The 24,585-nt window shown below is 71.9% G+C and carries 25 protein-coding genes; 10 read left to right on the forward strand and 15 right to left on the reverse strand.

Features of this window, described 5'->3' with window-relative positions; genetic code table 11:
* Positions 1 to 36: 36 nt before the first annotated feature.
* The 5 genes from ABZ098_RS15620 to ABZ098_RS15640 all read left to right on the forward strand — a co-directional run bounded on the left by ABZ098_RS15620 (position 37) and on the right by ABZ098_RS15640 (position 5,309).
* Positions 37 to 705 carry a succinate dehydrogenase gene (locus ABZ098_RS15620; protein ID WP_356591171.1) on the forward strand — a complete coding sequence of 223 codons (669 nt, stop codon included), beginning with the start codon at positions 37 to 39 and terminating at the stop codon, positions 703 to 705.
* Between the two features lie 2 nt (positions 706 to 707).
* Complete coding sequence (locus tag ABZ098_RS15625) at positions 708 to 2,654, forward strand: fumarate reductase/succinate dehydrogenase flavoprotein subunit (RefSeq protein ID WP_356591173.1); 1,947 nt, start codon at positions 708 to 710, stop codon at positions 2,652 to 2,654.
* Positions 2,651 to 3,400: a succinate dehydrogenase/fumarate reductase iron-sulfur subunit gene (locus ABZ098_RS15630; protein WP_356591175.1), complete on the forward strand. Its 750-nt coding sequence runs from the start codon at positions 2,651 to 2,653 to the stop codon at positions 3,398 to 3,400. Before ABZ098_RS15625 ends, ABZ098_RS15630 begins: the two co-directional genes overlap by 4 nt.
* A 257-nt stretch (positions 3,401 to 3,657) precedes the next feature.
* The gene (locus ABZ098_RS15635; RefSeq protein WP_356591177.1) at positions 3,658 to 4,428 is read left to right on the forward strand and encodes a GNAT family N-acyltransferase; all 771 of its coding nucleotides are present in this window, start codon (positions 3,658 to 3,660) and stop codon (positions 4,426 to 4,428) included.
* The gene (locus tag ABZ098_RS15640) at positions 4,428 to 5,309 is read left to right on the forward strand and encodes a lysophospholipid acyltransferase family protein (protein ID WP_356591179.1); all 882 of its coding nucleotides are present in this window, start codon (positions 4,428 to 4,430) and stop codon (positions 5,307 to 5,309) included. The genes ABZ098_RS15635 and ABZ098_RS15640 overlap by 1 nt, the downstream gene beginning before the upstream one ends.
* Here ABZ098_RS15640 and ABZ098_RS15645 read toward each other — a convergent pair.
* Both ABZ098_RS15645 and ABZ098_RS15650 read right to left on the reverse strand, forming a co-directional pair.
* Complete coding sequence (locus ABZ098_RS15645) at positions 5,266 to 7,614, reverse strand: excinuclease ABC subunit UvrA (RefSeq protein WP_356591181.1); 2,349 nt, start codon at positions 7,612 to 7,614, stop codon at positions 5,266 to 5,268. The genes ABZ098_RS15640 and ABZ098_RS15645 overlap by 44 nt on opposite strands.
* 10 nt (positions 7,615 to 7,624) lie before the next feature.
* The gene (locus ABZ098_RS15650; RefSeq protein WP_356591183.1) at positions 7,625 to 8,623 is read right to left on the reverse strand and encodes an LLM class flavin-dependent oxidoreductase; all 999 of its coding nucleotides are present in this window, start codon (positions 8,621 to 8,623) and stop codon (positions 7,625 to 7,627) included.
* Positions 8,624 to 8,721: 98 nt separating this feature from the next.
* Between ABZ098_RS15650 and ABZ098_RS15655 the strand changes: the two genes are divergently transcribed.
* The gene (locus tag ABZ098_RS15655) at positions 8,722 to 9,393 is read left to right on the forward strand and encodes a nucleotidyltransferase domain-containing protein (protein ID WP_356591185.1); all 672 of its coding nucleotides are present in this window, start codon (positions 8,722 to 8,724) and stop codon (positions 9,391 to 9,393) included.
* On the opposite strand, the gene ABZ098_RS15660 is transcribed toward ABZ098_RS15655, so the two are convergent.
* From ABZ098_RS15660 to ABZ098_RS15675, 4 genes are all read right to left on the reverse strand, one after another.
* Positions 9,375 to 10,559 (reverse strand): GTP-binding protein, encoded by a 1,185-nt coding sequence (locus ABZ098_RS15660; RefSeq protein ID WP_356591448.1) that lies wholly within the window; start codon positions 10,557 to 10,559, stop codon positions 9,375 to 9,377. The two genes, ABZ098_RS15655 and ABZ098_RS15660, sit on opposite strands and share 19 nt — an antisense overlap.
* A 21-nt stretch (positions 10,560 to 10,580) precedes the next feature.
* Positions 10,581 to 10,751, reverse strand: a complete 171-nt coding sequence (rpmF, locus tag ABZ098_RS15665) for a 50S ribosomal protein L32 (RefSeq protein WP_356591187.1) — start codon at positions 10,749 to 10,751, stop codon at positions 10,581 to 10,583.
* Positions 10,752 to 10,818: 67 nt separating this feature from the next.
* On the reverse strand, positions 10,819 to 11,229 hold the full coding sequence (locus tag ABZ098_RS15670; RefSeq protein ID WP_356591189.1) for a (2Fe-2S) ferredoxin domain-containing protein: 411 nt from the start codon (positions 11,227 to 11,229) through the stop codon (positions 10,819 to 10,821).
* A 55-nt stretch (positions 11,230 to 11,284) separates the two neighbouring features.
* The gene (locus tag ABZ098_RS15675) at positions 11,285 to 12,484 is read right to left on the reverse strand and encodes a right-handed parallel beta-helix repeat-containing protein (protein WP_356591191.1); all 1,200 of its coding nucleotides are present in this window, start codon (positions 12,482 to 12,484) and stop codon (positions 11,285 to 11,287) included.
* Positions 12,485 to 12,564: 80 nt separating this feature from the next.
* On the opposite strand from ABZ098_RS15675, the gene ABZ098_RS15680 reads away from it, so the two are divergent.
* Positions 12,565 to 13,056: an HAD family acid phosphatase gene (locus tag ABZ098_RS15680; RefSeq protein ID WP_356591193.1), complete on the forward strand. Its 492-nt coding sequence runs from the start codon at positions 12,565 to 12,567 to the stop codon at positions 13,054 to 13,056.
* A 34-nt stretch (positions 13,057 to 13,090) separates the two neighbouring features.
* Here ABZ098_RS15680 and ABZ098_RS15685 read toward each other — a convergent pair whose 3' ends face one another.
* A complete protein-coding gene (locus ABZ098_RS15685) occupies positions 13,091 to 13,306 on the reverse strand; it encodes a dodecin (protein ID WP_356591195.1) in 216 nt (71 codons plus the stop codon).
* 91 nt (positions 13,307 to 13,397) lie between these two features.
* Here ABZ098_RS15685 and ABZ098_RS15690 point away from each other — a divergent pair, with 91 nt between their 5' ends.
* Positions 13,398 to 14,579: a MalY/PatB family protein gene (locus ABZ098_RS15690; protein WP_356591450.1), complete on the forward strand. Its 1,182-nt coding sequence runs from the start codon at positions 13,398 to 13,400 to the stop codon at positions 14,577 to 14,579.
* Positions 14,580 to 14,624: 45 nt separating this feature from the next.
* On the opposite strand, the gene egtD is transcribed toward ABZ098_RS15690, so the two are convergent.
* From egtD to egtA, 4 genes are read right to left on the reverse strand one after another with little or no spacing between them, the layout of a single operon-like run.
* Positions 14,625 to 15,587, reverse strand: a complete 963-nt coding sequence (gene egtD, locus ABZ098_RS15695; protein WP_356591197.1) for an L-histidine N(alpha)-methyltransferase — start codon at positions 15,585 to 15,587, stop codon at positions 14,625 to 14,627.
* A complete protein-coding gene (gene egtC / locus ABZ098_RS15700) occupies positions 15,584 to 16,357 on the reverse strand; it encodes an ergothioneine biosynthesis protein EgtC (protein ID WP_356591199.1) in 774 nt (257 codons plus the stop codon). Before egtC ends, egtD begins: the two co-directional genes overlap by 4 nt.
* Positions 16,357 to 17,688 carry an ergothioneine biosynthesis protein EgtB gene (gene egtB / locus ABZ098_RS15705; protein WP_356591201.1) on the reverse strand — a complete coding sequence of 444 codons (1,332 nt, stop codon included), beginning with the start codon at positions 17,686 to 17,688 and terminating at the stop codon, positions 16,357 to 16,359. The genes egtC and egtB overlap by 1 nt, the downstream gene beginning before the upstream one ends.
* Positions 17,685 to 18,974 carry an ergothioneine biosynthesis glutamate--cysteine ligase EgtA gene (gene egtA / locus ABZ098_RS15710; protein WP_356591202.1) on the reverse strand — a complete coding sequence of 430 codons (1,290 nt, stop codon included), beginning with the start codon at positions 18,972 to 18,974 and terminating at the stop codon, positions 17,685 to 17,687. Before egtA ends, egtB begins: the two co-directional genes overlap by 4 nt.
* A 289-nt stretch (positions 18,975 to 19,263) precedes the next feature.
* Here egtA and ABZ098_RS15715 point away from each other — a divergent pair, with 289 nt between their 5' ends.
* On the forward strand, positions 19,264 to 20,094 hold the full coding sequence (locus ABZ098_RS15715; protein WP_356591204.1) for a TIGR02452 family protein: 831 nt from the start codon (positions 19,264 to 19,266) through the stop codon (positions 20,092 to 20,094).
* A gap of 51 nt (positions 20,095 to 20,145) precedes the next feature.
* On the opposite strand, the gene ABZ098_RS15720 is transcribed toward ABZ098_RS15715, so the two are convergent.
* Complete coding sequence (locus ABZ098_RS15720; RefSeq protein ID WP_356591206.1) at positions 20,146 to 20,601, reverse strand: type II toxin-antitoxin system PemK/MazF family toxin; 456 nt, start codon at positions 20,599 to 20,601, stop codon at positions 20,146 to 20,148.
* Positions 20,602 to 20,652: 51 nt separating this feature from the next.
* On the opposite strand from ABZ098_RS15720, the gene ABZ098_RS15725 reads away from it, so the two are divergent.
* A complete protein-coding gene (locus ABZ098_RS15725; protein ID WP_356591208.1) occupies positions 20,653 to 21,069 on the forward strand; it encodes a hypothetical protein in 417 nt (138 codons plus the stop codon).
* An 87-nt stretch (positions 21,070 to 21,156) separates the two neighbouring features.
* Here ABZ098_RS15725 and ABZ098_RS15730 read toward each other — a convergent pair whose 3' ends face one another.
* The 3 genes from ABZ098_RS15730 to ABZ098_RS15740 form a co-directional block, all read right to left on the reverse strand.
* Complete coding sequence (locus tag ABZ098_RS15730) at positions 21,157 to 22,638, reverse strand: SPFH domain-containing protein (RefSeq protein WP_356591210.1); 1,482 nt, start codon at positions 22,636 to 22,638, stop codon at positions 21,157 to 21,159.
* Positions 22,639 to 22,771: 133 nt separating this feature from the next.
* On the reverse strand, positions 22,772 to 22,990 hold the full coding sequence (locus ABZ098_RS15735) for a hypothetical protein (protein ID WP_356591212.1): 219 nt from the start codon (positions 22,988 to 22,990) through the stop codon (positions 22,772 to 22,774).
* A gap of 26 nt (positions 22,991 to 23,016) precedes the next feature.
* Positions 23,017 to 24,441 (reverse strand): amidase, encoded by a 1,425-nt coding sequence (locus ABZ098_RS15740; protein WP_356591214.1) that lies wholly within the window; start codon positions 24,439 to 24,441, stop codon positions 23,017 to 23,019.
* Positions 24,442 to 24,585: the final 144 nt, after the last annotated feature.

Below are 24,585 nucleotides of genomic sequence, written 5' to 3' on the forward strand. Positions count from 1 at the left end.
ATGGCTCTGGCAACGCGGACGGACCGACGACCGTCCTTGGCACGCACCGTGTGGGACAGCTCCGTCGGCAAGAAGACCGTGATGGCCGTCAGCGGTCTGATCATGCTGCTGTACCTCGTCGTCCACATGATCGGCAACCTGAAGATCTTCTTCGGGGCGGGCGAGTTCAACCACTACGCGCACTGGCTGCGCACGGTGGGCGAACCGTTCATGCACTACGAGTGGACGCTCTGGCTCATCCGGATCGTGCTGGTGGCCGCCGTCGTCGCGCACGCCGTCTCGGCCTACCAGCTCAGCCGCCGGGACATCCGGGCGCGGCCCAGCAAGTACGTCCACAAGAAGCCCCGGGCGAGCTACGCCACGCGCACCATGCGCTGGGGCGGGATCATCCTCGGCCTGTTCATCGTGTGGCACCTCCTCGACCTGACGACCGGCACCGTGCACCCCGGCTTCCAGCCCGGTCACCCGTACCAGAACGTCGTGGACACCTTCTCCACCTGGTACGGCAACGTCATCTACATCGTCGCGATGCTCGCCCTCGGCCTGCACGTCCGGCACGGCTTCTGGAGTGCCGCCCAGACCCTCGGCGTCGGCAGCCGCACCCGCGACCGCGCCCTCAAGGCCGTCGCCAATGTCCTCGCACTGCTGCTCACGGTCGGCTTCATCGCCGTGCCCGTGGGTGTCATGACCGGAGTGGTGAGCTGAACATGACGTACACCGACTACGTGACCGGCGAACCGGTCGTCGACACCAAGGCCCCGAAGGGCCCCGTCAACGAGCGCTGGGACAAGCGCCGTTTCGAGGCCAAGCTGGTCAACCCCGCCAACCGGCGCAAGCACACGGTGATCGTGGTCGGGACCGGCCTCGCGGGCGGCTCGGCGGGCGCGACCCTCGCCGAACAGGGCTACCACGTCGTCCAGTTCTGCTACCAGGACTCCCCGCGCCGCGCCCACTCCATCGCCGCGCAGGGCGGCATCAACGCGGCCAAGAACTACCGCAACGACGGCGATTCGATCCACCGCCTCTTCTACGACACCGTCAAGGGCGGCGACTTCAGGGCGCGTGAGTCCAACGTCCACCGCCTCGCGCAGATCTCGGTCGAGATCATCGACCAGTGCGTGGCCCAGGGCGTGCCCTTCGCCCGGGAGTACGGCGGCCTGCTCGACACCCGCTCCTTCGGCGGTGTGCAGGTCTCCCGCACCTTCTACGCCCGCGGCCAGACGGGCCAGCAACTGCTGCTCGGTGCCTACCAGGCCCTCAGCAGGCAGATCGCCGCCGGGAACATCGAGATGCACCCGCGCACCGAGATGCTCGACCTGATCGTCGTCGACGGACGGGCGCGGGGGATCGTGGCCCGGGATCTCGTCACCGGGCGCATCAGCACCTACTTCGCGGACGCGGTGGTGCTGGCCTCCGGCGGCTACGGCAACGTCTTCTACCTGTCGACGAACGCCATGAACTCCAACGCCACGGCGATCTGGCGGGCCCATCGACGCGGCGCTCTCTTCGCCAACCCCTGCTTCACGCAGATCCACCCCACCTGCATCCCGCGCACCGGCGACCACCAGTCCAAGCTGACGCTGATGAGCGAGTCGCTGCGCAACGACGGCCGGATCTGGGTGCCCAAGGCCAAGGGCGACGACCGGCCGCCGAACAAGATTCCCGAGGACGAGCGCGACTACTACCTGGAGCGCATCTACCCGTCCTTCGGCAACCTGGTCCCGCGCGACATCGCCTCCCGCGCCGCGAAGAACGTCTGCGACGAGGGGCGCGGGGTCGGCCCCGGCGGGCAGGGTGTCTACCTGGACTTCGCCGACGCGATCAAGCGCATGGGGCGCCAGGCCGTCGAGGCCAAGTACGGCAACCTCTTCGACATGTACCAGCGGATCACCGACGAGGATCCGTACCAGGTGCCCATGCGTATCTACCCCGCCGTGCACTACACGATGGGCGGCCTCTGGGTCGACTACGACCTCCAGACCACCATCCCCGGCCTGTTCGCGATCGGCGAGGCCAACTTCTCCGACCACGGCGCGAACCGTCTCGGCGCCTCCGCGCTCATGCAGGGCCTCGCCGACGGCTACTTCGTGCTGCCGGCGACCATCAACGACTACCTCGCCCGCAACCCGCACCAGGACGCGGTGACCACCGAACACCCGGCGGTCCAGGAGGTGTTGGCGGAGACCGAGGACCGGATCAACCTGCTCCTCGCCGTCGACGGTGACCGCACCCCGGACTCCTTCCACCGCGAGGTCGGCGAACTCATGTGGGAGTTCTGCGGCATGGCCCGCACCGACTCCGGGCTGCGCAAGGCACTGGAGCGCATCCCGCAGATCCGCGAGGAGTTCTGGCGGCGCATCAAGGTCCCGGGCACCGGCGAGGAGTTCAACCAGTCCCTGGAGAAGGCGAACCGCGTGGTCGACTACCTGGAGCTCGCCGAGCTGATGTGCCTCGACGCCCTGCACCGCGCCGAGTCCTGCGGCGGCCACTTCCGCGAGGAGTCCCAGACGCCCGACGGTGAGGCCGCCCGCAGGGACGACGAGTTCGCCTACGCGGCGGCCTGGGAGTTCACCGGCACCGGCGAGGCTCCCGTCCTGCACAAGGAAGACCTCGTCTTCGAGTACGTCCACCCCACCCAGCGGAGCTACGCATGAAGCTCACCCTGCGCGTCTGGCGGCAGAAGAACGCCGACACCGACGGAGCGATGTCCACGTACGAGGTGGACGGGATCTCGTCCGACATGTCCTTCCTGGAGATGCTGGACACCCTCAACGAGGAGCTCATCCTGCGCGGTGAGGATCCGGTGGCCTTCGACCACGATTGCCGTGAGGGCATCTGCGGCGCCTGCTCGCTGGTCATCAACGGCGACGCGCACGGACCCGAGCGCACGACCACCTGCCAGCTGCACATGCGGTCCTTCTCGGACGGCGACACGATCGACATCGAGCCGTGGCGGGCGTCCGCGTTCCCGGTGATCAAGGACCTGGTGGTGGACCGGTCGGCCCTCGACCGGATCATCCAGGCCGGGGGCTACATCACCGCGCCCACCGGTGCGGCCCCCGAGGCCCACGCCACGCCGGTGCCCAAGCCCGACGCCGACTTCGCCTTCGAACACGCGGAGTGCATCGGCTGCGGGGCCTGTGTGGCCGCGTGTCCCAACGGGGCGGCGATGCTGTTCACCTCGGCCAAGGTGAACCACCTGAACGTGCTGGCGCAGGGGGCGCCCGAGCGGGAGACCCGGGTCCTCGACATGGTGGAGCAGATGGACGAGGAGGGCTTCGGCGGCTGCACGCTCACGGGCGAGTGCGCGACGGCCTGTCCCAAGGGGATCCCGCTGATGTCCATCACGAGCATGAACAAGGAGTGGCTGCGGGCGACCCGGAAGGTCGCCAGGCGCTGAGAGACGTTCGCCGATCAGTGCGGACGGGTGGGGCCGGACGTGGTGCTCATGCCCGGCCCCACCACACCTGGCCGTGCTTCGGTCACCGGTGGGACACCGTCCGGTCGACGGACTCGCAGTCCCCGGACACCTTGCCCGAGGCGTTCAGCCGCCGCACATCCGGGCTCTTGGAACCGGTCACGTACACGCCAACCGGCGTCGGGAGAACAGGGACAGCGGCACCGCTCGCCGCCTCCGCCTGTGACCTGGAGAGTGCCATGACCGGCGTTTCCACCCTCGACCGTCCCCCGCAGAGCGTCGCCCCCACTCGCTACACCGTCACCCTGGCCCGCGACGAGGACGACGTACGGGCCGCGCAGCGGCTGCGGCACGACGTGTTCGCCGGCGAGATGGGCGCCCTCCTGGCCACCCCGGAACCCGGCCTCGACGTCGACGGCTTCGACGCCCACTGCGACCACCTGCTCGTCCGCGACACCGTCACCGGCCAGGTCGTCGGCACCTACCGGCTGCTGCCCCCGGAGCGGGCCGCGGTGGCCGGACGTCTGTACTCGGAGAGCGAGTTCGACCTCGCGCCGCTCGACGCGATCCGTCCGGGGCTCGTCGAGGTCGGCCGCTCCTGCGTGCACCCCGACCATCGCGACGGCGCGGTCATCGGCCTCATCTGGGCCGGGATCGCCCGCTACATGGTGGACCGCGGCCACGACTGGCTGGCCGGCTGCTGCTCGATCCCGCTCGCCGACGGCGGCGCGCTCGCCGCCGGCACCTGGGACCGGGTGCGCACCAAGTACCTGGCGCCCGAGGAGTTCCGGGTACGGCCCCTACTGCCCTGGGAGCCCGCGGAGGGCACCCCCGCCGCCCACACCGAACTGCCCCCGCTGCTGCGCGGCTACCTCCGCCTCGGTGCCTGGGTGTGCGGCCGGCCCGCCCACGACCCCGAGTTCGGGGTTGCCGACATGTACGTGCTGCTGTCGATGCGCCGGGTCAACGCCCGCTATCTGCGGCACTTCCTCTCGCTCGTCCCGGCCTGATGAGCGCCTGGTTGCCCACCGCGCCCTGCACCCCGGGGGCGTGCGTGGAGCGGACGGGGTCCGCCACGGCCGTACCCCTTGCCGTGCTGCGGCTCCTCGCGGTCACGGCGGTCACCCTCGCCGGGATCCTCCTGCTCCCCGTCGGCCGGCTGATCCCGGCCGGCGCGGTCAGGTGGTGGTGCCGGGCGGTGGTGCGGGCCTCGGGGGTCCGGGTCCGCCTGTCCGGCGCCGCCGCGCCCACCACCGGCGGGGTGCTGCTGGTCGCCAACCACATCTCCTGGCTGGACATCCCGCTGCTGGCCGCCGTACGTCCGGCCCGGATGCTCGCCAAGTCCGAGGTCGGGCAGTGGCCCGTGGCCGGCCGGCTCACGGCCCGCAGCGGCGCGCTGTTCATCGAACGCGACCGGCTGCGGGCCCTGCCGGACACGGTCGCCCGGATCGCCGACGCGCTGCGCGGGGGAGCCGCCGTCGCCGTCTTCCCCGAGGGAAGCACCTGGTGCGGCCGTGCCCAGGGCCCCTTCCGCCGCGCGGTGTTCCAGGCGGCCCTGGACGCCGGGGTGCCCGTCCAGCCGGTGAGCCTGCGGTACCGGCTCGCCGACGGCGGATCCAGCACGGCCCCCGCCTTCGTCGGCGACGACTCACTGCTCACCTCGGTGTGGCGGGTGGTGTCGGCCCGGGGACTGACCGCCGAGGTGGAGGTCCCGGCCCCGATCCCCCCGGGCACCCACCCCGACCGACGCTCCCTGGCCCTGGCGGCACAGTCGCTCGCGTGCAGGGTGCGGACCGGTGACCACACGGTACCGGCGACCAGAGCCCCTTCCGCCGCCGTGACCGGCGTCAGGCCCCCGTGCCCCGTGCTCGTGCCAGGTACGGCGCCGTAGTGCTGGTCCTGGTCCCGGCCACATCACTCGGCACGCCCGCCGCCACGATCCGGCCGCCCGCGTCGCCGCCGCCCGGCCCCAGGTCGATCACCCAGTCCGCGCCCGCCACGACCGACATGTCGTGCTCGACGACGATCACCGTGTGCCCGGCGTCCACGAGACCGTGCAGTTGGCGCATGAGGACCTCGACGTCGGCCGGGTGGAGACCGGTGGTGGGTTCGTCGAGGAGGTAGAGGGTGTGGGCGCGGCGGCCGCGCTGGAGTTCGTTCGCGAGCTTGATCCGCTGGGCCTCGCCGCCGGAGAGTTCGGTGGCGGGCTGGCCGAGGCGGAGGTAGCCGAGGCCGACGTCGAGGAGGGTGGTGAGACTGCGGGCCACGAGCGGGGTGTCCGCGAAGAAGTCCGCCGCCGCCTCCACCGTCAGGTCGAGGACTTCGGCGATGTTCCGTCCCCGGTACGTCACTTGAAGCGTCGCGGGGTTGTAGCGGGCCCCGGCGCAGTCCGGGCACGGCGCGTAGGTGCTCGGCAGGAAGAGCAGCTCGACGCTCACGAACCCCTCGCCCTGGCAGGTCTCGCAGCGCCCTCCGGCCACGTTGAAGGAGAACCGGCCCACGCCGTAGCCGCGTTCACGGGCCTCGTCGGTGGCGGCGAAGACCTTGCGCACGACGTCGAACAGGCCCGTGTAGGTCGCCAGGTTGGAGCGCGGGGTCCGGCCGATCGGCTTCTGGTCGACCGAGACCAGACGGCCCACTCCCGCCGACTCCTCCGTGATCTCGCCGACCAGCGTGGACTTGCCCGAACCCGACACCCCGGTCACCGCGGTGAACACACCGAGCGGGAACTCGGCCGTCACCCCGCGCAGGTTGTGCCGGTTGACCGGACCCACCTTCAAGTGGCCGCGCGGCGACCGCACTTCGCGCCGCACCGCGGGGGAGCGGTCGAACAGGTAGCGGGCGGTGGCGGACTCCTCGACCTTCGCCAGCTCCGCGACCGGCCCGCTGTGCAGCACCCGTCCGCCGTGCTCGCCCGCCCCCGGCCCGACGTCCACCAGCCAGTCCGCGCCCCGCATGACGTCCAGGTGGTGCTCCACCACGAGCACCGAGTTGCCGGCCGCCTTCAACCGCGCCAGCACGGTGAGCAGGGCCTCGGTGTCCGCGGGGTGCAGTCCGGCGGAGGGTTCGTCCAGGACGTACACCACTCCGAACAGCCCGGACCGCAACTGGGTGGCGAGGCGCAGCCGCTGGAGTTCGCCCGCGGACAGGGTGGGGGTGGCGCGGTCCAGGCTCAGATAGCCGAGGCCGAGCTCGACGACGGGCGCGATACGGGACTTCAGGTCCTCGGTGAGGACGCGCGCGGTCTCCCCGCGGCCGACCAGCGAGGCGGCCAGCTCGGTCAGCGGCAGGGCCGCGAGCTCGGCGATCGTGCGGCCCGCGAAGGTGACCGCCATCGCCTCCGGACGCAGCCTGCTGCCGCCGCAGGCCGGGCACGGGGCGGAGACCAGGAACCGTTCCGCCTTCGCCCTGAGCGTCTGGCTCTTGGAGTCCGCGAACGTCTTCAGGACATAGCGGCGGGCGCTCATGTACGTGCCCTGGTACGGGCGTTGGATACGGTCCGCGTCCCGCACCGGGTGCACGGTGACCACCGGCTGCTCGTCGGTGAACAGGATCCACTCCCGCTCCTCGGCGGGCAGGTCACGCCACGGCCGGTCCACGTCGTGGCCGAGCGCGTCGAGGATGTCCCGCAGGTTCTTGCCCTGCCAGGCGCCGGGCCAGGCGGCGATGGCGCCCTCCCGGATCGACAGCGACGGGTCGGGCACGAGCGACTGCTCGGTCGTACGGTGGACGCGGCCGAGGCCGTGGCACTCCGGGCAGGCGCCGACCGCCGTGTTGGGGGAGAAGGAGTCCGAGTCGAGCCGTTCGGCGCCCGGCGGGTAGTCACCGGCCCGGGAGAACAGCATGCGCAGCGAGTTCGAGAGATTGGTGACCGTGCCGACCGACGAACGGGACGTGGGTGCCGAACGCCGTTGCTCCAGCGAGACCGCGGGCGGCAGGCCGGTGATCTCCCCGACCTTCGGCGCCCCCACCTGGTGGATCAGCCGGCGCGCGTACGGGGCCACCGACTCGAAGTACCGCCGCTGGGCCTCCGCGTAGATCGTCCCGAACGCCAGCGACGACTTCCCCGATCCGGACACCCCCGTGAACACGGCCAGCACATCGCGTGGCACGTCCACGTCCACACCCTGGAGATTGTGCTCACGGGCACCGCGGACACGGACGTACGGGTCGTGGGAGCCGTTCGGGTCGTGCATGTGAACGACTCTAACCGGAGGTGATCGCCGCCAGCCGCCGATAGGAGTCCAGCAGGGCGTCACGGTCGTACGTGCTGGTCGTGACCAGGACCTCCTGCGCCCCGGTCTCCTTCAGGACCGTCTCCAGCTCGTGGGCGACCTGCTCCTCGGTGCCCGCGATGTGGCCGGCGAGCCCCGACTCGTACAGCCCCCGCTCCTTGGCCGTCATGGCGAGCGACTCGACACGCTCGGCGGGCGGCAGCGGCGGGAAGGTGCCGTGGGTGCGGGAGTACGCCATCGACCAGGCCTCGGGGATCAGCAGGCGACGCGCCTCCTCGGGAGTGGCGGCCACCGCGACCGTCCCGGAGATGACGACATACGGCTCGGACGCCCAGGCGGAGGGGCGGAAGTGTTCGCGGTAGTGGTCGATGCCGCGCCGCATCTTCTCGCGGTTCCTGAGGTCGCCGATGACCATCGGCAGGCCCGCGCGGGCCGCGATCGCGGCACCCTCGCCCATGGCCAGCACGAACGGCGGCACCGTCAGGCCCTCGGCCGGGCGGGCGTGCACCCCGGTGGGGGAGGTGCCGCGGAACCAGCCCAGCAGTTCCTCCAGCTGTTCGGCGAAGTCGTCGGCGTCGTCCTTGCCGCGGCCCAGCGCCCTGCGCACGCCGTCGGTGAAGCCGACCGAGCGCCCCAGGCCCATGTCGATCCGGCCGGGGAAGAGCGATTCCAGCACCCCGAACTGCTCGGCGACGACGAGGGGTCGGTGGTTGGGCAGCATCACACCGCCGGTGCCGACCCGGATCGTGTCCGTGGCCGAGGCGACGGCGGCCGCCAGCACGGTCGGCGCGGAGCCCGCGACTCCCGGTACGCCGTGATGCTCCGAGACCCAGAAACGGTGGTAACCGAGCCCTTCCAGCTCCCGCGCCAGCCGGACGGTGTCCTGGAGCGCCTGCGCGTTCGTACCGCCCTCGCGGGTGCGGGAGCGGTCGAGGACGGAGAAGCGGGTGGCGGCGGTCAGGGGACTCACACCGGGTTCAACGCCCGGCCGGACGCGGTATTCCCGCCACCTCGACCGCCGGGAAAACCGGATGACCGCGATCGCCCCAGGTCAGCACAATGGGCCGGGTGACCGTCCAGAACATCCTGCTCTCCGGCATCGTCGGCTCGACCGCGTACGGACTCGCCCGTGAGGGCTCCGACGTGGACCGGCTCGGCATGTTCGCCGCGCCCACCGAGACCCTGCTCGGCCTGCGTACGCCGAAGGAGTCCCACGTCACCACGGCACCGGACCGCACCCTGCACGAGGCGGCGAAGTGGTGCCGGCTCGCCCTCGGCGGCAATCCGACCGTCATGGAGCTGGTGTGGCTGCCGGAGGAGCTGTACGAGGTGCGCACCCCGCTGGGCGAGGAACTCCTCGCCATCCGCGGGTCGTTCCTGAGCGCCCAGCGGGTCCGGGACGCCTATCTCGGGTACGCCACCCAGCAGTTCAGGAAGCTGGAGAGCCGGGACGGCGACCACCGCACCGCCAAGCACGCCCGGCACCTCAAGCGGCTCTGCCACCAGGGCCTGGAGCTGTACACGACCGGACGGCTCACGGTGCGGGTCGAGGACCCCGAGGAGTACCACCGCTTCGGGGACACCGTCGCCGCCGACCCCGCCTCGGCCCGGTCGCTGCTCGCCCACTACGAGACCGCGTTCGCCGAGTCCCGCAGTGTGCTGCCGGACCGGCCCGACGAGGGGCCGGCCGAGGCGTGGCTGCGCCGCGTCCGCGCGGAGTTCTACGACACGGCCGCGTGAGCGTGGGCCTCGGTGGGCTCGTGCTCGCAGGTGTCGTCGACGCCGTAGGTCTCCCAGGCGGGGAAGGGATCCACGGGCGGGCGGTCCTCGTGCGGGGCCAGGAGACAGGCCGCGAGAGCGCGGTGCAGGGCGTCCGGCTTCAACCGCGTCCCGATGAACACGAGTTCCTGCGCGTACGGGGCCTCGGCGTCCCGTGCGGCCGACGGCTCGAACCGGGCCACCGAACCGGCCTGTGACCACAGCCCGGTCACGTGCGGGCGGCTGGCCAGGGTGAAGAACCCCTTCGAGCGCAGGATCCGCCCATACGCCCCGCTGTCCAGCTCCTCGGTGACGAAGTCCCACAACCGGCCGGGGTGGAAGGGGAGTTCGGAGCGGAAGACGGTGGAGGAGACGCCGTACTCCTCGGTCTCGGGCACGTGCTCGCCGTTGAGCTCCTGGACCCAGCCCGGCGCCTGCTGGGCGCGCTCCAGGTCGAACAGGCCGGTGCCGAGGACCTGGTGGAGGTCCACGCGGGAGTGCTCGGCCTCGACGATCCGGGCGGCCGGGTTCAGCCGTACGAGGGCCGCCCGCAGCCGGGCCGCCGCCTCCGCGGTGACGAGGTCGAGCTTGTTGAGGACGAGGACGTCCGCGAACTCGATCTGGTCGACGAGTAGATCGCTGACCGTGCGCTCGTCGTCCTCGAAGGGGGCGAGACCGCGCTCGGCCAGTTCGTCGCCGCTCTCCAGCTCGGGCAGGAAGTTGGCCGCGTCCACCACCGTGACCATGGTGTCCAGCCGGGCCACGTCCCCGAGGGTGGCGCCGTCGTCGCGGGCGAAGGCGAAGGTGGCGGCGACCGGCATGGGCTCGGAGATGCCGGACGACTCGATGAGCAGATGGTCGAAGCGGCCCTCGCGGGCCAGCCGGTCCACCTCCTCCAGCAGGTCGTCGCGCAGGGTGCAGCAGATGCAGCCGTTGGTCATCTCGACCAGGCGTTCCTCGGTCCGCGACAGCGCGGCCTCGCCGCCGCGCACCAGCGCCGCGTCGATGTTGACCTCGCTCATGTCGTTGACGATGACGGCGACCCGCAGGCCCTCGCGGTTGGCGAGTACGTGGTTGAGGAGCGTCGTCTTGCCCGCCCCGAGGAAGCCGGAGAGGACGGTGACGGGCAGGAGGTGGTCGTCGGGCATGGACGGCATGGGGGCAGGTCCTCAGCCCTCGGGGCGCAGCAGGCCGCGCTCGTACGCCTTGACCAGGTTCTGCGGGACGAGATGCGCGACACCGTCGATGGTGACCGGCACGAGCTGGGTCGCGGTGGCCTTCCACTGCGAACGGCGGTGGCGGGTGTTGCTGCGGGACATCTTCCGCTTCGGGACAGCCATGGCGGGAACCTCCTCGGTGGCAGGGTGAGCACCGAGGACACTACATGAAAATGGATTCCATTAACAATTAACGGCGGCGGCGGGACCGCACCCTCGTCTCGCGCGGCGGGTCGATGAACTGCAGCTCCAGCGTCACCGGCGGCTCGGCGACCCCCGGCCCGCCCGCCGCCGCCCACTGCACGACCTCCTCGGTGCCCTCGTCGTCCATGACGAACCCGATCCACGCGGCCTTGCCTCCCGCCCGGCGCCCGGCCGCCGAGGGCCGCACGACGATGACGTTGGCCTGGTCGCAGGGGCCCAGACAGTCCGTTGTACGGACCTGGAAGCCGTGCTCGGCGGCACCGGCCCGCAGCAGCTCCAACTGCCAGGCGTGGTCGGTGCCGGGGTGCTTGCGGGCGTCGCCGCAACAGCAACCCCGGCAGACGACGAGGGTGCAGGAGCCGGAGCCGGTCAGGAAGGAGCGGGTCGTCGCAGACATGGGAGAAGCATGCGGCCTGCACTGATCGCGGAGTGCGGGCGGGGTGCCCCTGCGGCTAGAAGCGCGCTCCGACGGCCGCCCCGCTCCGGGGCACCAGGAAGGAAGGAGCCGACGGCAGCGAACCGTCGGTCGCACGGGGCCCGGTGATGGCCACCGGGTCCGTGCTCAGCACCGAGGACGCGTTCCAAGTATCGCCCAGATTCCATGAGTTGCCGCTGGAGACGGTGGCCGATCCGACGGCGGCCGCCTTCGCGTCGGCCACCGAAAGGTTCGCGGTCAGCCGGGCCGTACCGCCGGAGACGTCGGCGTCGAAGCCGGTGCCACCGTTGGCCCACGTCGTGTTGCGGGTCAGGGCCAGGGCGCCGGTGTTGCCGTTGTCCGTGACGCCGTGCGCCGCGTTCTTGAAGGCGATCGAGTTGCGCAGCGTGTGCGCCACCGCCGGTGCCGGGCTGCCACCGCCCAGCTTGAAGCCGTTGCCGTCGCCCGCGAAGTCGGGGAAGTTCCAGCGGTTGAAGCCGTTGCCGTACGAGACGGTGTTCTCGACGAGGACCGGCGAGGTGAACTTCCAGTCGTCGAAGCCGTCGTCGACGTTGTTCCACAGCCGGGCGCCGCGCACGACGTTCCCGCTGCCCGAACCCTCCTTGATGGCCAGGCCGTCCGCGCTCTCGCCGTTCTTGCGCGGGTCGCGGTTGGCCCAACTGTCCAGGTTCAGGATCTGGTTGTTACTGGAGGCGCCCTGGAGCTGGAAGCCCGACTCGTAGTTGTCGTGGGTCTTCAGACGGGCGAAGACGTTGCCGTCGCAGCCGTCGCAGTACACCCCGTAGGGGCCGTTGACGATCTCCAGGTCCGAGATCCGCCAGTAGGAGGCCTCCTGGTGGATCGCCCCGCGCTCGGCGCGCGGGATGCTGCCGCCGACCGGCGTGTGGCTCGCGGCCAGTTGCTCGCCGTCGATCACGACCCGCTCGCCCTGGTAGGCACCCAGGGTGATGGGCTGGGACGCGGTGCCCGAGGTGGTGATGGTGATGTTGTCGGTGAGGGCGTACGTCCCCGCGCGCACGGCGATGGTGTCGCCGGGCCTCGCCAGGTCCACGGCCCGCTGGACGGTCCGCAGCGGCTGGGCGAGCGTGCCCGGGGCGGAGTCGCTGCCGTTCGTCGCCACCACCAGGGTGGTCGCGGCCGCCGAGGCTTGAGGCGCCGGTAGGGCCAGGACCGCGCCCACCAGTGCCGCCGTCCAGATCGCCGTGTTCACACGCATGGAGTCTCCCGCCTCGACCTGATGTGTCGAGGGGCAGTGGCCGCCCGGGGCGGGAAGGTTGCCGGGTCTAGGGTGGGAGAGTGACCGACAGCGACAAGCGCCCGCTCGCCGTGTTCGACCTGGACAACACCCTGGCCGACACGGCCCACCGGCAGCGGTTCCTGGAGCGCAGGCCGCGCGACTGGGACGCCTTCTTCGCGGCCGCGCCCGCCGATCCGCCGATCCCGGAGGGCATCGCGCTGGTGCTGGAGAGCGCCGAGGAGTGCGAGATCGTCTACCTCACCGGACGCCCCGAGCGCTGCCGGCGGGACACGCTCGCGTGGCTCACCGCGCAGGGCCTGCCCGAGGGCCGTGTGCACATGCGGCGCAACGACGACCGGCGACCCGCCCGGCGCACCAAGCTGGAGATCCTGAAGCGGCTCGCCCGCACCCGGGAGGTCCGGGTCCTGGTGGACGACGACGAGTTGGTGTGCGAGGACGCCCGACGGGCCGGATTCACCGTCGTACAGGCACGTTGGACCGCCCCTTCCGCGACGCTGGAGGTGGCGCAGGAGCGGGAGGGGCGGACCTGAGCGGCTGAGGGCCTTCAGCCGCCTCGGCGGGCCGTCACTCGGACTCGTCGAGGCGGAAGCCGACCTTCAGCCCCACCTGCCAGTGCTGAATCTGTCCGTCCTCGATCTGGCCCCGCACCTGGGTCACCTCGAACCAGTCGAGATTGCGGAGGGTCTGCGAGGCGCGCGCGATGCCGTTGCGGACGGCCTGGTCGACGCCGTCCGGTGAGGTGCCGACGATCTCGGTCACCCGGTAGGTGTGGTTCGTCATGGTTCCACCGTGCCCCAGGCGGCGGCGGAGCGCGAGTGGTCCCACGGTTCATCGAGGGGCGAACGCCGCCTATCTTGGGCCCATGGACGGTATGCCGCGCGACATCGAAGCCGCCACGACCGACAATCCGCTGCGCCGGCTCACCCTGGAGCAGCTCCGGCGCCGCACGAGCATGAAATGGCGGACGTACCCCGAGGACGTGCTGCCGCTGTGGGTCGCCGAGATGGACGTCCCCCTGGCCGAACCGGTCGCGCGGGCCGTCCGGGACGCGGTGGCGCTGGGCGACACCGGGTATCCGTCCGGGACGGCGTACGCCGAGGCGCTGGCCGACTTCGCGGGCGAGCGGTGGGGCTGGGACGGGCTCGCGGTGGAGCGTACGGCGATCGTCCCGGACGTGATGCTGGGCGTCGTCGAGATGCTCAAGCTGGTCTCCGGACCGGGGGATCCGGTGGTCGTCAACTCGCCCGTGTACCCGCCCTTCTACCAGTTCGTCGGGAACATGGACCGCGAGGTGGTCGAGGCGCCGCTCGGTGCGGACGGCCGGATCGACTTCGAGGTCCTGGAGGACGTCTTCGGGCGGGTCCGCAAGGGCGCGGCCCGGCCCGTGTACCTGCTGTGCAGCCCGCACAACCCGACCGGCACCGTGCACTCCGCCGGGGAGCTGGCGGAGGTGGCCGCGCTGGCGCGGACGTACGGGGTGCGGGTCGTGGCCGACGAGATCCACGCCCCGCTCGTGGCGTCGGGGGCAACCTTCGTCCCCTACCTGAGTGTTCCCGGCGGGCAGGACGGGCTGTCGCTGATGTCGGCGTCCAAGGGGTGGAACCTGGCCGGGCTGAAGGCCGCCGTGGCCGTCGCCGGACCCGACGCGGCCGACGACCTCGCGCGCCTTCCCGAGGAGGTCGGCCACGGTCCCAGTCATGTCGGCGTCCTCGCCCACACGGCCGCCCTGCGGGACGGCGGTGCCTGGCTCGACGCCCTGCTCACCGGCCTCGACGACAACCGTCGGCTGCTGGCCGGACTCCTCGCCGAGTCGCTGCCCGCCGTCCGCTACGAGCCGGCCGAGGCCACCTTCCTGGCCTGGCTGGACTGCCGTGCCCTGGATCTGGGCGACGATCCGGCGGCCGTCTTCCTGGAGCGCGGCAGGGTCGCCCTCAACTCCGGCCTCCCGTTCGGCACCGGCGGCGCCGGCTTCGTACGGCTGAACCTCGCGACCTCGCCCGAGCTGATCACCGAGGCGGTACGGCGGATGGCCGCCGCCCTGGACCCGCACTGACGGGGGGCCGGGACGAACCGGCCCCCCGTGAGCGGTGCCGCTACTTCACCGCACCACGCTCAGCGACAGCGCGAACCGGCCCTCGCTGTCCGTCCACCAGTGCGCCAACTCCAGCCCGGCGGCGGCCAGTTCGCCACGGACGCCCTCCTTGCGGAACTTCGCCGAGATCTCGGTGTACAACTCCTCGCCCGCGGCGAAGTCGACGGCGAGGTCGAGCGCCGGGATCTTGACGGTCTGGTTCGTGCGGGAGCGCAGGCGCATCTCGATCCACTCGTTCTCGGCGTCCCACAGGGCCACGTGGTCGAAGGCGCCCGGATCGAAGTCTGCGCCGAGCTCGCGATTGACGACGGTCAGGACGTTCTTGTTGAAGGCGGCCGTCACCCCGGCCGCGTCGTCGTATGCCCTGACCAGCACGTTCTCGTCCTTGACGAGGTCCGTGCCGAGCAGCAGCGCGTCACCGGGGGAGAGCAGGGAGCGGACGGAGGCGAGGAACGCGGCGCGCTCGGCCGGCAGCAGGTTGCCGATCGTGCCGCCGAGGAAGGCGACCAGGCGCGGGCCCGGAGTGCCCGGCAGGGACAGACCGCCCGTGAAGTCGGCGATCAGCGCGTGCACGCTCAGCTCCGGGAGCTCGGCGATGAGGGCGTGCCCGGCCTGGGTCAGGGCGCTCTCGCTGACGTCGACCGGCACGTACGTGTGCAGCCCGGTCAGCGCGTCGAGCAGGTGCCGGGTCTTCTCCGAGGAGCCGGAGCCCAGTTCGACCAGGGTGCGGGCGCCGGTCGCCGCGGCGATTTCGCCGGAGCGCGCGACGAGGATCTCCCGTTCGGCGCGGGTCGGGTAGTACTCGGGCAACTCGGTGATCCGCTCGAAGAGTTCGCTGCCGTGGGCGTCGTAGAACCACTTCGGCGGCAGTGTCTTGGGCGTGTGCGTCAGGCCCTTGAGGACGTCGGCGCGCAGGGCGGCGTCGGTGGCGTCCTCGGGCAGGGTGCGGGTCAGCAGGAACGGACTCACGTGCGGGGCTCCTTGAGTGGTTCCAGGGACTTGAGGGGCGTCAGCAGGACGTCTGTGCGGCTCGCCGTGAGCAGCGTGCGGTCGGGGACCTCCTGCCAGTGCGGATCGTCGTCGTACGGCTCGGAGGCCACGACGGTTCCGCCGCCGGGGCGTCGGAGGTACCAGAGGGTGTCGCCCCAGGCGGTCGCGGCGATGGACTCCCCGTTGGTCAGCAGCAGGTTGAGCCGGGAGGCGGGGGCCGCCTCGGCGACCTCCAGGACGGTGTCGGCCAGCGCCTGGCCCTCCTCGTCGCCGCCGCGCAGCCGGTTCAGGACCAGAGCCCACACGAACGCCGAGTCGTTGCGGGCCTCCATCGACAGCAGCTCCGCCGGGGGCAGCGAGGCGGTCAGGGGCGCCAGTGAGCTCGGCCAGCCCTTGACGGCGCCGTTGTGACTGAACAGCCAGGGCCCGGAGGAGTACGGCGCCGCGGCGGCCTCGGCGTCGGCTCCGGCCATCGTCGCGTCCCGTACGGCCGCCAGGACCGCCCGGCTCTTCACGACCCGGGCGAGATCCGCGAAGGACAGGTCGGCCCAGATGGGCCCGGCCCGCCGGTACCGCGCCGGGACGGGGTCGCCATCGGCGTACCAACCCACCCCGAAACCATCGGCGTTGACGGTGCCGTGCTTCTGCCGGCGCGGTGCCCACGACTGCCGGTACAGCCCGTGCGGGGGCTCCGCGAGAAGCCGGCCGAGCGGCTCCTCGGGCCCCAGATAGGCAAGGTGACGGCACATCAGACGACCTCCGCGGAACGGGCCGTGCGGAAGCCGGAGAAGATCTGCCGCCGGATCGGATAGTCCCAGTTGCGGAAGGTGCCCCGGCAGGCCACCGCGTCCACGGCGAACGAACCGCCGCGCAGCACCTTGTGGTCGGGGCCGAAGAACACCTCCGAGTACTCCTTGTACGGAAACGCCTGGAAGCCCGGGTAGGGCTCGAAGTCGCTCGCCGTCCACTCCCACACGTCACCGATCAACTGCCGTACGCCGAGCGGTGACTCGCCCTCCGGGTAGCTTCCGGCGGGGGCCGGGCGCAGGTGCCGCTGCCCCAGGTTGGCGTGCTCGGGCGCCGGGTCGGCGTCGCCCCACGGGTAGCGCGTGGAGCGGTCGCCGGCCGGATCGTGGCGGGCCGCCTTCTCCCACTCCGCCTCGGTCGGCAGCCGCCGCCCGGCCCAGCGGGCGTAGGCGTCGGCCTCGTACCAGCACACGTGCACCACCGGCTCGTCGGGCGGCACGACCTCGGTGACGCCGAAGCGCCTGCGCAGCCACTGCTTACCGTCACGGCGCCAGAACAGCGGCGCGTGGATGGAGTGTTGACGGATGTGCGCCCAGCCCGCCGGCGTCCACCAGCGCTCGTCGTCGTAGCCGCCGTCCGCGATGAAGGCCTGGTACTCGGCGTTCGTCACCGGGGTCGTGTCGATGTAGAAGGCGTCCACCTCGCGTCGGTGCGCGGGGCGTTCGTTGTCCAGCGCCCACGGCTCGTCGGAGGTGCCCATGGTGAACGGGCCGCCCGGGACGAGGACTTCGGCCGGGCCGGTGAACAGCGGGGCCGGTTCCGGGTCGGGGGCGGTCAGGGCCTGGGGGCCCTTGCGGAGCTGATGGGTGATCAACATCGTCTCGTCGTGCTGCTGTTCGTGCTGCGCGATCATCCCGAAGGCGAACCCGGCCTCGGTGAGCCGGGTTCCGTGCAGCGCGGTGCCCGCCAGGACGTCCAGGACCCGTCCGCGCACCTCAGCCGCGTAGCGCCGGGACTCGGCGGGTGAGAGCAGGGGGAGGGTGGGGCGCTCGGAGCGCGGGTGCTCGAAGGCGTCGTAGATGCCGTCGATCTCGGGCCGTATCGCCTCCTGCCCGCCGACGGTCCGCAGCAGCCACTGCTCCTCCTGATTGCCGATGTGGGCGAGGTCCCACACGAGCGGAGACATCAGCGGCGAGTGCTGGGCGGTCAGGTCGGGGTCCTCCACGCAGCTGGTCAGGAGCGTCGTACGGTCCCGGGCGGTCACCAGGGTGGTCACCGCCCGCTCACGGAAGGACTCGGGGTCCACCGAGGGGTCCACGATGGGGTCGGTCATGTGCGGCTTTCCTTCCCGAGCGAACCGTGCGTCCGGTCCAGCAGATCGTCTGCGGGGCAGCGGCCCCGGATCACATAGCGGTGCAGATACGTTTCGACGGCGTCCGTGACCTCGGCGGTGGCGCCCAGTCGGGGCAGGCCCTCCAGAGCCGCCGTGAAGCACGCGACGGCCACTTCCCGCAGCTCGGGGTCGGCGAGGCCGTGGCGGGCCGCGTCGATCCACAGCGGATTGTGCGGGGCGGGCAGCGACAGGGTGCGCTCGGCCAGCGGCTTGACCACCCGGTAGGCGGTCTCGGCGGACTCCGGGTCGTCGAAGAGCGCCGTCGTCACGGCGAGCGGGACGATCCAGCCGTCCTCGCCGGGCTGGGCGTCGATCATGCGCAGTTCGAGATGGCCGCGCGGCCTGACCGGCGGGAACAGGGTCGACACGTGGTAGTCGAGATCCTCGCGGCTCGGCCGGCGGGGCACCCCCGACCTGGCCCACTCCCGGAAGGTGAGCCCCTCCGGGACGTCCCAGGGGCCGCCGTCGCGCCGTATGCACATCACCGGCGCGTCCAGGACGTGCCGGGCCCAGGCGGTGCGGGGGTCGGTGTCCAGGGACGGGCCGCCCGCCCGGCCCTCGCCGATCTCCGTCCACAGCGACTGGCGGGTGGAGAGCCAGCCGGTGGGCTTCGAACCGGCGAGCGGGGAGTTGGCGAAGGCCGCCACCAGGACCGGGCCCAGCTGGTGCGCCAGCCACCAGCGGCGTCCCAGGCCCAGGGGGCCGGGCTCCTCGTGGCCGGCGTCCACGCACACCTGCACGGAGGCCGAGGTGCACATCATCGCGCGGCCCGCCGGGCCGGTACGGTCCAGGCAGGCCTCCATGGCGTCGTAGCGCGGTTCGCGCAGGTATCTGCGGGGCGGGTGCCAGGGGTCGTGGCCGATGCCGACGAGGCCGAGTCCCTGCTCGGCGAGGGCCGCCCGGACGGCGGCGAGGTCGGCGGAGACGGTACCGATGCACTCCATCAGGGAGTCGGCGGGCTGCGAGCTCAGCTCCAGCTGACCGCCGGGTTCGACGGTGAGCGCCGACTTCAGGGGCACGGTCCGCAGTGCGGCGTAGGCCGCCGCGAGTCGTTCGGGTGTCACGGGGAGCCGCGGGCTGCGCAGCTCGTGGACGAGCCATTCCACCTCCACCCCGATGCGCCGGGGTGGACCGGTCTTGAAGCAGATGCCGCGGACCAGGGCCTCGAGCTCTGCTTCGGGGAGCGACGTACGAGGCTTCGTACAGTCGCCTGTCGAGTCGGACATGTCGGGATCCTCCTGAGATTCCACCATGCCACCGGTCCGAAGATCTGGGTGGGTCGAACCGGCAACGCTCGTCCCACCCAAGACCCTCATCCCGTTCCGCACAAGGGGGCACATCCCCGCATTAGGGTGTGTGGATCTCCGTTTCCCCGGAGTTTTAGAGGCGTTTTCCGGCTGTGCCGGGCCCGGAAATTCCGTTGCACCGCACCACCCGCATCGCCCACGATTCCGGCATGGGCACGACGGGGGAAACCGCGCGGCGTGCGGTCATGGCACTCACGGGGGTGGCGCCATGAGCGCGCGTCTACGCGAGGTAGCGCAGGAGACGGAACGGATCGTCGCGGCGGGACACTATCGCGCGCCGGACGGGCGCGAGGTGTCCCTGAGCCCCGGCATCGAGGCGGCGCGGGCGGGCACGCGCATGTACGGACCGGACCCCGTGGACGTCCCGGCTTTCGCCCCCGTGGACACGTTCTGCGAGGTCACGGGGGAGAGCAGCCTGGAGGCGGCCCGTCGGCTCGGCGGGCGGACGGCCGTGCTGAACTTCGCCTCGGCGCGCAATCCGGGCGGCGGTTATCTGAACGGCGCGCAGGCCCAGGAAGAGGCCCTGTGCCGCGCCTCCGCGCTCTACACCTGCCAGCTCCGGGCCCGCGAGTTCTACGACCACCACCGCGCCCACCGCGACCCGTTCTACACGGACCGGGTCATCCACTCGCCGGCCGTACCGGTGTTCCGGGACGATCGCGGTGTTCTGCTGGACTCGGCGCAGCCGGTGGGATTCCTTACGGCGGCCGCCCCGAACGCCGGGGTGGTGCGGCGCACGGCACCCGAACGGGTCGCCGAACTGCCGGGGGCCCTCGCGGCGCGCGCCGAGCAGGTGCTGTCGGTGGCCGTGCTGGAGGGCTACCGGCGGCTGGTGCTGGGCGCCTGGGGCTGCGGGGTCTTCCAGAACGACCCCGCGCAGGTGGCGGGGGCGTTCCGGACCCTCCTCGGGCCTGGCGGGCGGTTCGCGGGGGCCTTCGAACACGTGGTGTTCGGGGTGCTGGACCGGACGCCGGGTGCGGTGGTGCGGGAGGCGTTCGTCCGGGCGTTTCCCGAGGAGCGTCTGCTCCTCAAGGGCTAGCCGTCAGGTTCAGCGGTACCGCTCGTGCAGCCGGTCATGAAGGGCTAGCCGTCAGGTCCAGCCGTACCGCTCGTGCAGCCGCTGCCTGACCAGGTTGAACCGTCCCCGGTCCAGTGCGCACGCCTCCCGGCGCATGCCCTCCTCGTGGAGGCGCAGGACGCGGTCGACGTCCACCCAGGAGTCCCGGCCGGTCCGGTCCCAGGGGCCGCTGCCGATGGGCACCCACTCACGGTCCCCGTCGTGCCGTTTGCTCGACAGTTGTACGGCGAGGAAGGTGCCGGCCGCCTCCCGGGCGACCACGAGCACGGGACGGTCCTTGCCGCGTCCGTCGTTCTCCTCGAAGGGCACCCACGTCCACACGATCTCCCCGGGGTCGGGGTCGCCGTCGCGTGCGGGGGAGTACTCGGTGCGCACCCTGCCGACCTCGCGCGGGTCGGCCTCGGTGGTGGCGGTGGCGCCGAAGCGGCCGGGGATGTTCTCGTCCGTGTCATGGGTAAACGCAGTCACGGGGGCACCTTATGGCGTCCGCCGAACCGGCGGAGTAGTACGGTCGGTCGGATGGACGAAGCGGCGGGCGCGGTCACCTTCGTGTGGCTCGGGATGGTGCTGGCGATCTCCTTCCTGGAGGCGCCGTTGAAGTTCCGCGCGCCGGGAGTGACGATCCAAGTCGGCTTGGGCATCGGCCGCCTGGTCTTCCGGGCCCTGAACCTCGTGGAGAGCGTCCTGGCCGCCACGGTGGTCGTGCTGGTCGCCGTCGGTGACGCACCGGCTCGGGTCATCGCGTGGACCGTGGCCGTGGCGGTGCTGCTCATCGGCCAACTCGCCGTGGTTCGGCCCCGGTTGAACCGCCGCTCCGACCGGGTCCTGGCCGGCGAGGACCTGCCCCGCTCGCGCGGGCACCTCGTCTACATCGCCTTCGAGATCGCGAAGGTCCTCGTCCTGGTCGGCCTGGGGGTCACGTTGCTCGCGCGGTGAAGGCGGGCCGCCGGACGGGCGGGTGTCGTGCGGTGAACGCGGGCGGTCCGGGACCCCTTTCGCCAGAGGCCCCGGACCGCCCGTCTTTCAGTCCTGCACCGTCACCTTCTGGGCGGGCGGCGGCGCCGCGACCCCGTTGAGCGAAGCCCCGTTGACCGGCTGCTGCCCGTTCTGGTTCATCGACGCCAGAAGTTGACGCGCGAGTCCCAGGCCGGTGCCGCCCATGGTGAGCGCCTTGGCGAGCATGTCCGCCATGCCGTCGGCCCCGTTGAGCACCACCATGTTGTCGACGCTGCCGAACGCGGACGCTCCCGCCTTGACGATCTCCGGCCAGTTCTCGGCGAGTTGCTGGGCGACGACCGCCTCCTGGTTCTCGGCGAGCGCGGCGGCACGGGCCTTGATGGCCTCCGCCTCCGCGAGACCCTTCGCCTTGGCCGCCTCGGCCTCCGCGAGACCCCTGGCCTGGGCCGCCGCGGCCTCCGCCTCACCGGTGGCCCGGGTCGACGCCGCCATGGCCGTACCGCGGGCCTTGGTCGCCTCGGCCTCGGCACCCGCGGCCGTCTTGACCCGGGTGGCCTCGGCGGCCGCGGCGAGCTCGGTCTCCTTCGCCTTGGCCTCGGCCGCGGAGATCCGCGCGTCACGCTCCGCCTCGGCGAGCGTGCGCTTCTCGTAGGCCTTCGCGTCCGCCGGCTTGCGGACGTCGGCCTGGAGCTGCTGTTCGCGCCGGTGCGCCTCGAGTTCGGCGACCCTGGTCTCCTGGACGACGACCTCCTGCCGGGCGGCGGCGTCGGCGAGCGGACCGGCCTGGCGCGCCGCGGCCCCCGCCTTGTCCCGCTCGGCCTGGTAGCCGGCCTGGAGGATCTCGCTGTCCCGGGTGGCCTGCGCCATCCGCGCGAACGACTGCTGCTCCGCCTCGGTGGCCAGCCGGTTCGCCTCCGCCTGCGCGATGCGCGCGTCCCGCTGGACGGCGGCCGCGTGCGGCATCGCCAGGTTCTGGATGTACCCGGTCGGGTCCTCGATCTCATGGATCTGCAGGGAGTCGACGATGAGCCCCAGCTTCTCCATCTCGGTGCCGCAGGCGGCCCGGGTCTGCCCGGTGAGCTTCTCCCGGTCGCGGATCATGTCCTCGACGGTCAACCCGCCGACGATGGACCGCAGATGACCGGCGAACACGTTGTGCACCCGCTCCGACATCAGCTTCTGCTGATCGAGGAAGCGGCGCCCCGCGTTGGCGATCGACACGAAGTCGTCGCCGACCTTGAAGATGACCACGCCCCGCACCTTGAGCGGAATGCCCTGGTGGGTCACGCAGTCCACATGCAGTTCGGTCTCGTTCAGGTCGAGCGAGAGCTTGCGCACCGCCTGCACACCGGGCAGCACCAGAGTGCCGCGCCCGGTGACGATGCGGAATCCCATGCCCGCTTCGAGCCCCTCGGTCTTGTGGTTCGAGCCCGAGATGATCAGTGCCTCGTTGGGTTCCGCGACACGCCACATCAGCTTGAACAGACCGACCAGAACGGCGATGGCACCTACGGCCACCCCCGCAACGACGCCGACAACCATCGGCATACGCCCCCTTGAGATGGTGCCCTTTCGGCACCGAACGAAGGGAGTGTGCGCCTGTTCGAGCCCCAGGTGAAGACGCTGGCGAATCCTTGTCGAATCCTTGATACAAACGCCTCTCACCTGGGCGTTGGTAGGCTCAACTGTCGTACGCCGCCTGGACGTAGACCGTCCTCGGCGGCAGGTACTCCACCACCATCACCACGGTGCCCCGCTCCATCCGGTCCGAGCCGGAGGCGGGATAGGCGAGGAAGTGCTCGGCGCCGCCCCGCACCCGGACCATCACCTCGCCGACGAGCCCCGGCCCGATCGTCCCCGTGACCCGCCCCATGAGCCCGACCATCGCCGCATCGTCCATGGTCACAGGGTACGGGCGGAACGCTCTCAGGCGGTGGGGGATCGCACGGCCGCCTCCTGGGGCGGCCATGTCTCGTGCCAGCGCAGCTCGGACTCCAACTGCGAGGCGAGGGACAGCAGCAGCGGCTCGCTGTTCGCGGGGCCGAGCAACTGGGCGCCGACGGGCAGTCCGCCGTCCACGAACCCGGCGGGAACGTTGACCCCGGGCCACCCCAGCACGTTCCACGGCCAGGCGTACGGACAGGCCGCGATCATCGCCCGGTCGGTGGCCAGCCCGCCCAGCCGGAGCATCGCCCCGATGCGCGGTGGGGGAGCGGCCGTCGTCGGGGCGAGGACGACGTCGTACGACGTGAAGAACCCGCCGATACGGCGGTGCAGGACCGCCTCCGCGCGCCGCGCCGCCCTGAGCGGAACCCCGCCGAGGAGTCCGCCGAGACGGGCCGCGTCGAGGGTGCGGCGGTCGAGGAGCGCGGGGAAGGGCGCCTCGCGCACCCGCTCGGCGAGACCGGCCGTGGCGCGCGGGACGAAGGTGAGCCCGATCTGCCCGTACGGCGGATCGGCTTCCTCGACGGAGTGCCCCAAGTCGGCCAGCTTCTCGGCGAGTTCGACGACCCGCGCCCGGACCTCCGGCTGGAGCCGGGCGGGCAGCGCGGTGAACGGCGGCTTCAGGGCGAGCGCGATGCGCAGTCGGCCGGGGTCGCGGCCGACCGCCGCCAGGGCGTCGACGGCGGGCGGGCGATGCGGGTCCAGCACGTGGTTGCCGCTCGCCGCGTCGAGCAGGAGGGCCGCGTCGGCGACCGTGCGGGCGAGCGTGCCGTTGACGGTGATGCCCTGGAAGGACTCGCCGCGCGGCCAGGTGGAGACGCGGCCGCGCTGCGGCTTGATGCCGACGAGGTGGGTCCAGGAGGCGGGGATGCGTACCGAACCGGCTCCGTCCGAGCCGAGCGCGGCGGGCACGAGACCGGCGGCGACGGCCGCGGCGGACCCGCCGGACGAACCGCCCGGCGTGTGTTCCGGGTTCCATGGATTGCGGGTCGCGCCGAAGGCCGGCCCCTCGGTGAACGGCCACTGCCCGAACTCGCAGGTGTTGGTCTTGCCGACGATCACGGCCCCGGCCGCGCGCAGCCGCCGTACCGCCTCACCGTCCCTGGCGACCGCCGGGAACTCCCCCTCGCAGCCGAACGCGGTGGGTTCACCGGCCACGTCCATGTCGTCCTTGACGGCGACGGGCACCCCGAGCAGCGGTTTGCGCACTCCGGCGGCCAGTTGGGCGTCCGCGGCCGCCGCCTCGGCGAGGGCGGCCTCGGTCCGTACGATCCGGAAGGCGTTGAGCGTGCCCTGGCTGCCGTGGATCCGCGCCAGGGTCCGCTCGACGAGCGCCGCGGAGGTGAGCGTGCCGTCGGCCAGCGCGCGGGCGGTCTCCACCAGGCCTGCGGAGCGGTCGTACGTCATACGGGCACCTCCGGTACTCCGGGGACGACGTGGTACCGATTTTCCTACCGAACGGTAACGTCGGAAAGCGCTTCGCCGGAACGTCTCTGACGGGAGTGGGAGTCCGGCGGCCGCCCCAGCAGGCGCACAGAGCACACCTGTTCC

The sequence above is a fragment of the Streptomyces sp. NPDC006335 genome (genome assembly GCF_040612795.1).
Classification (GTDB): domain Bacteria; phylum Actinomycetota; class Actinomycetes; order Streptomycetales; family Streptomycetaceae; genus Streptomyces.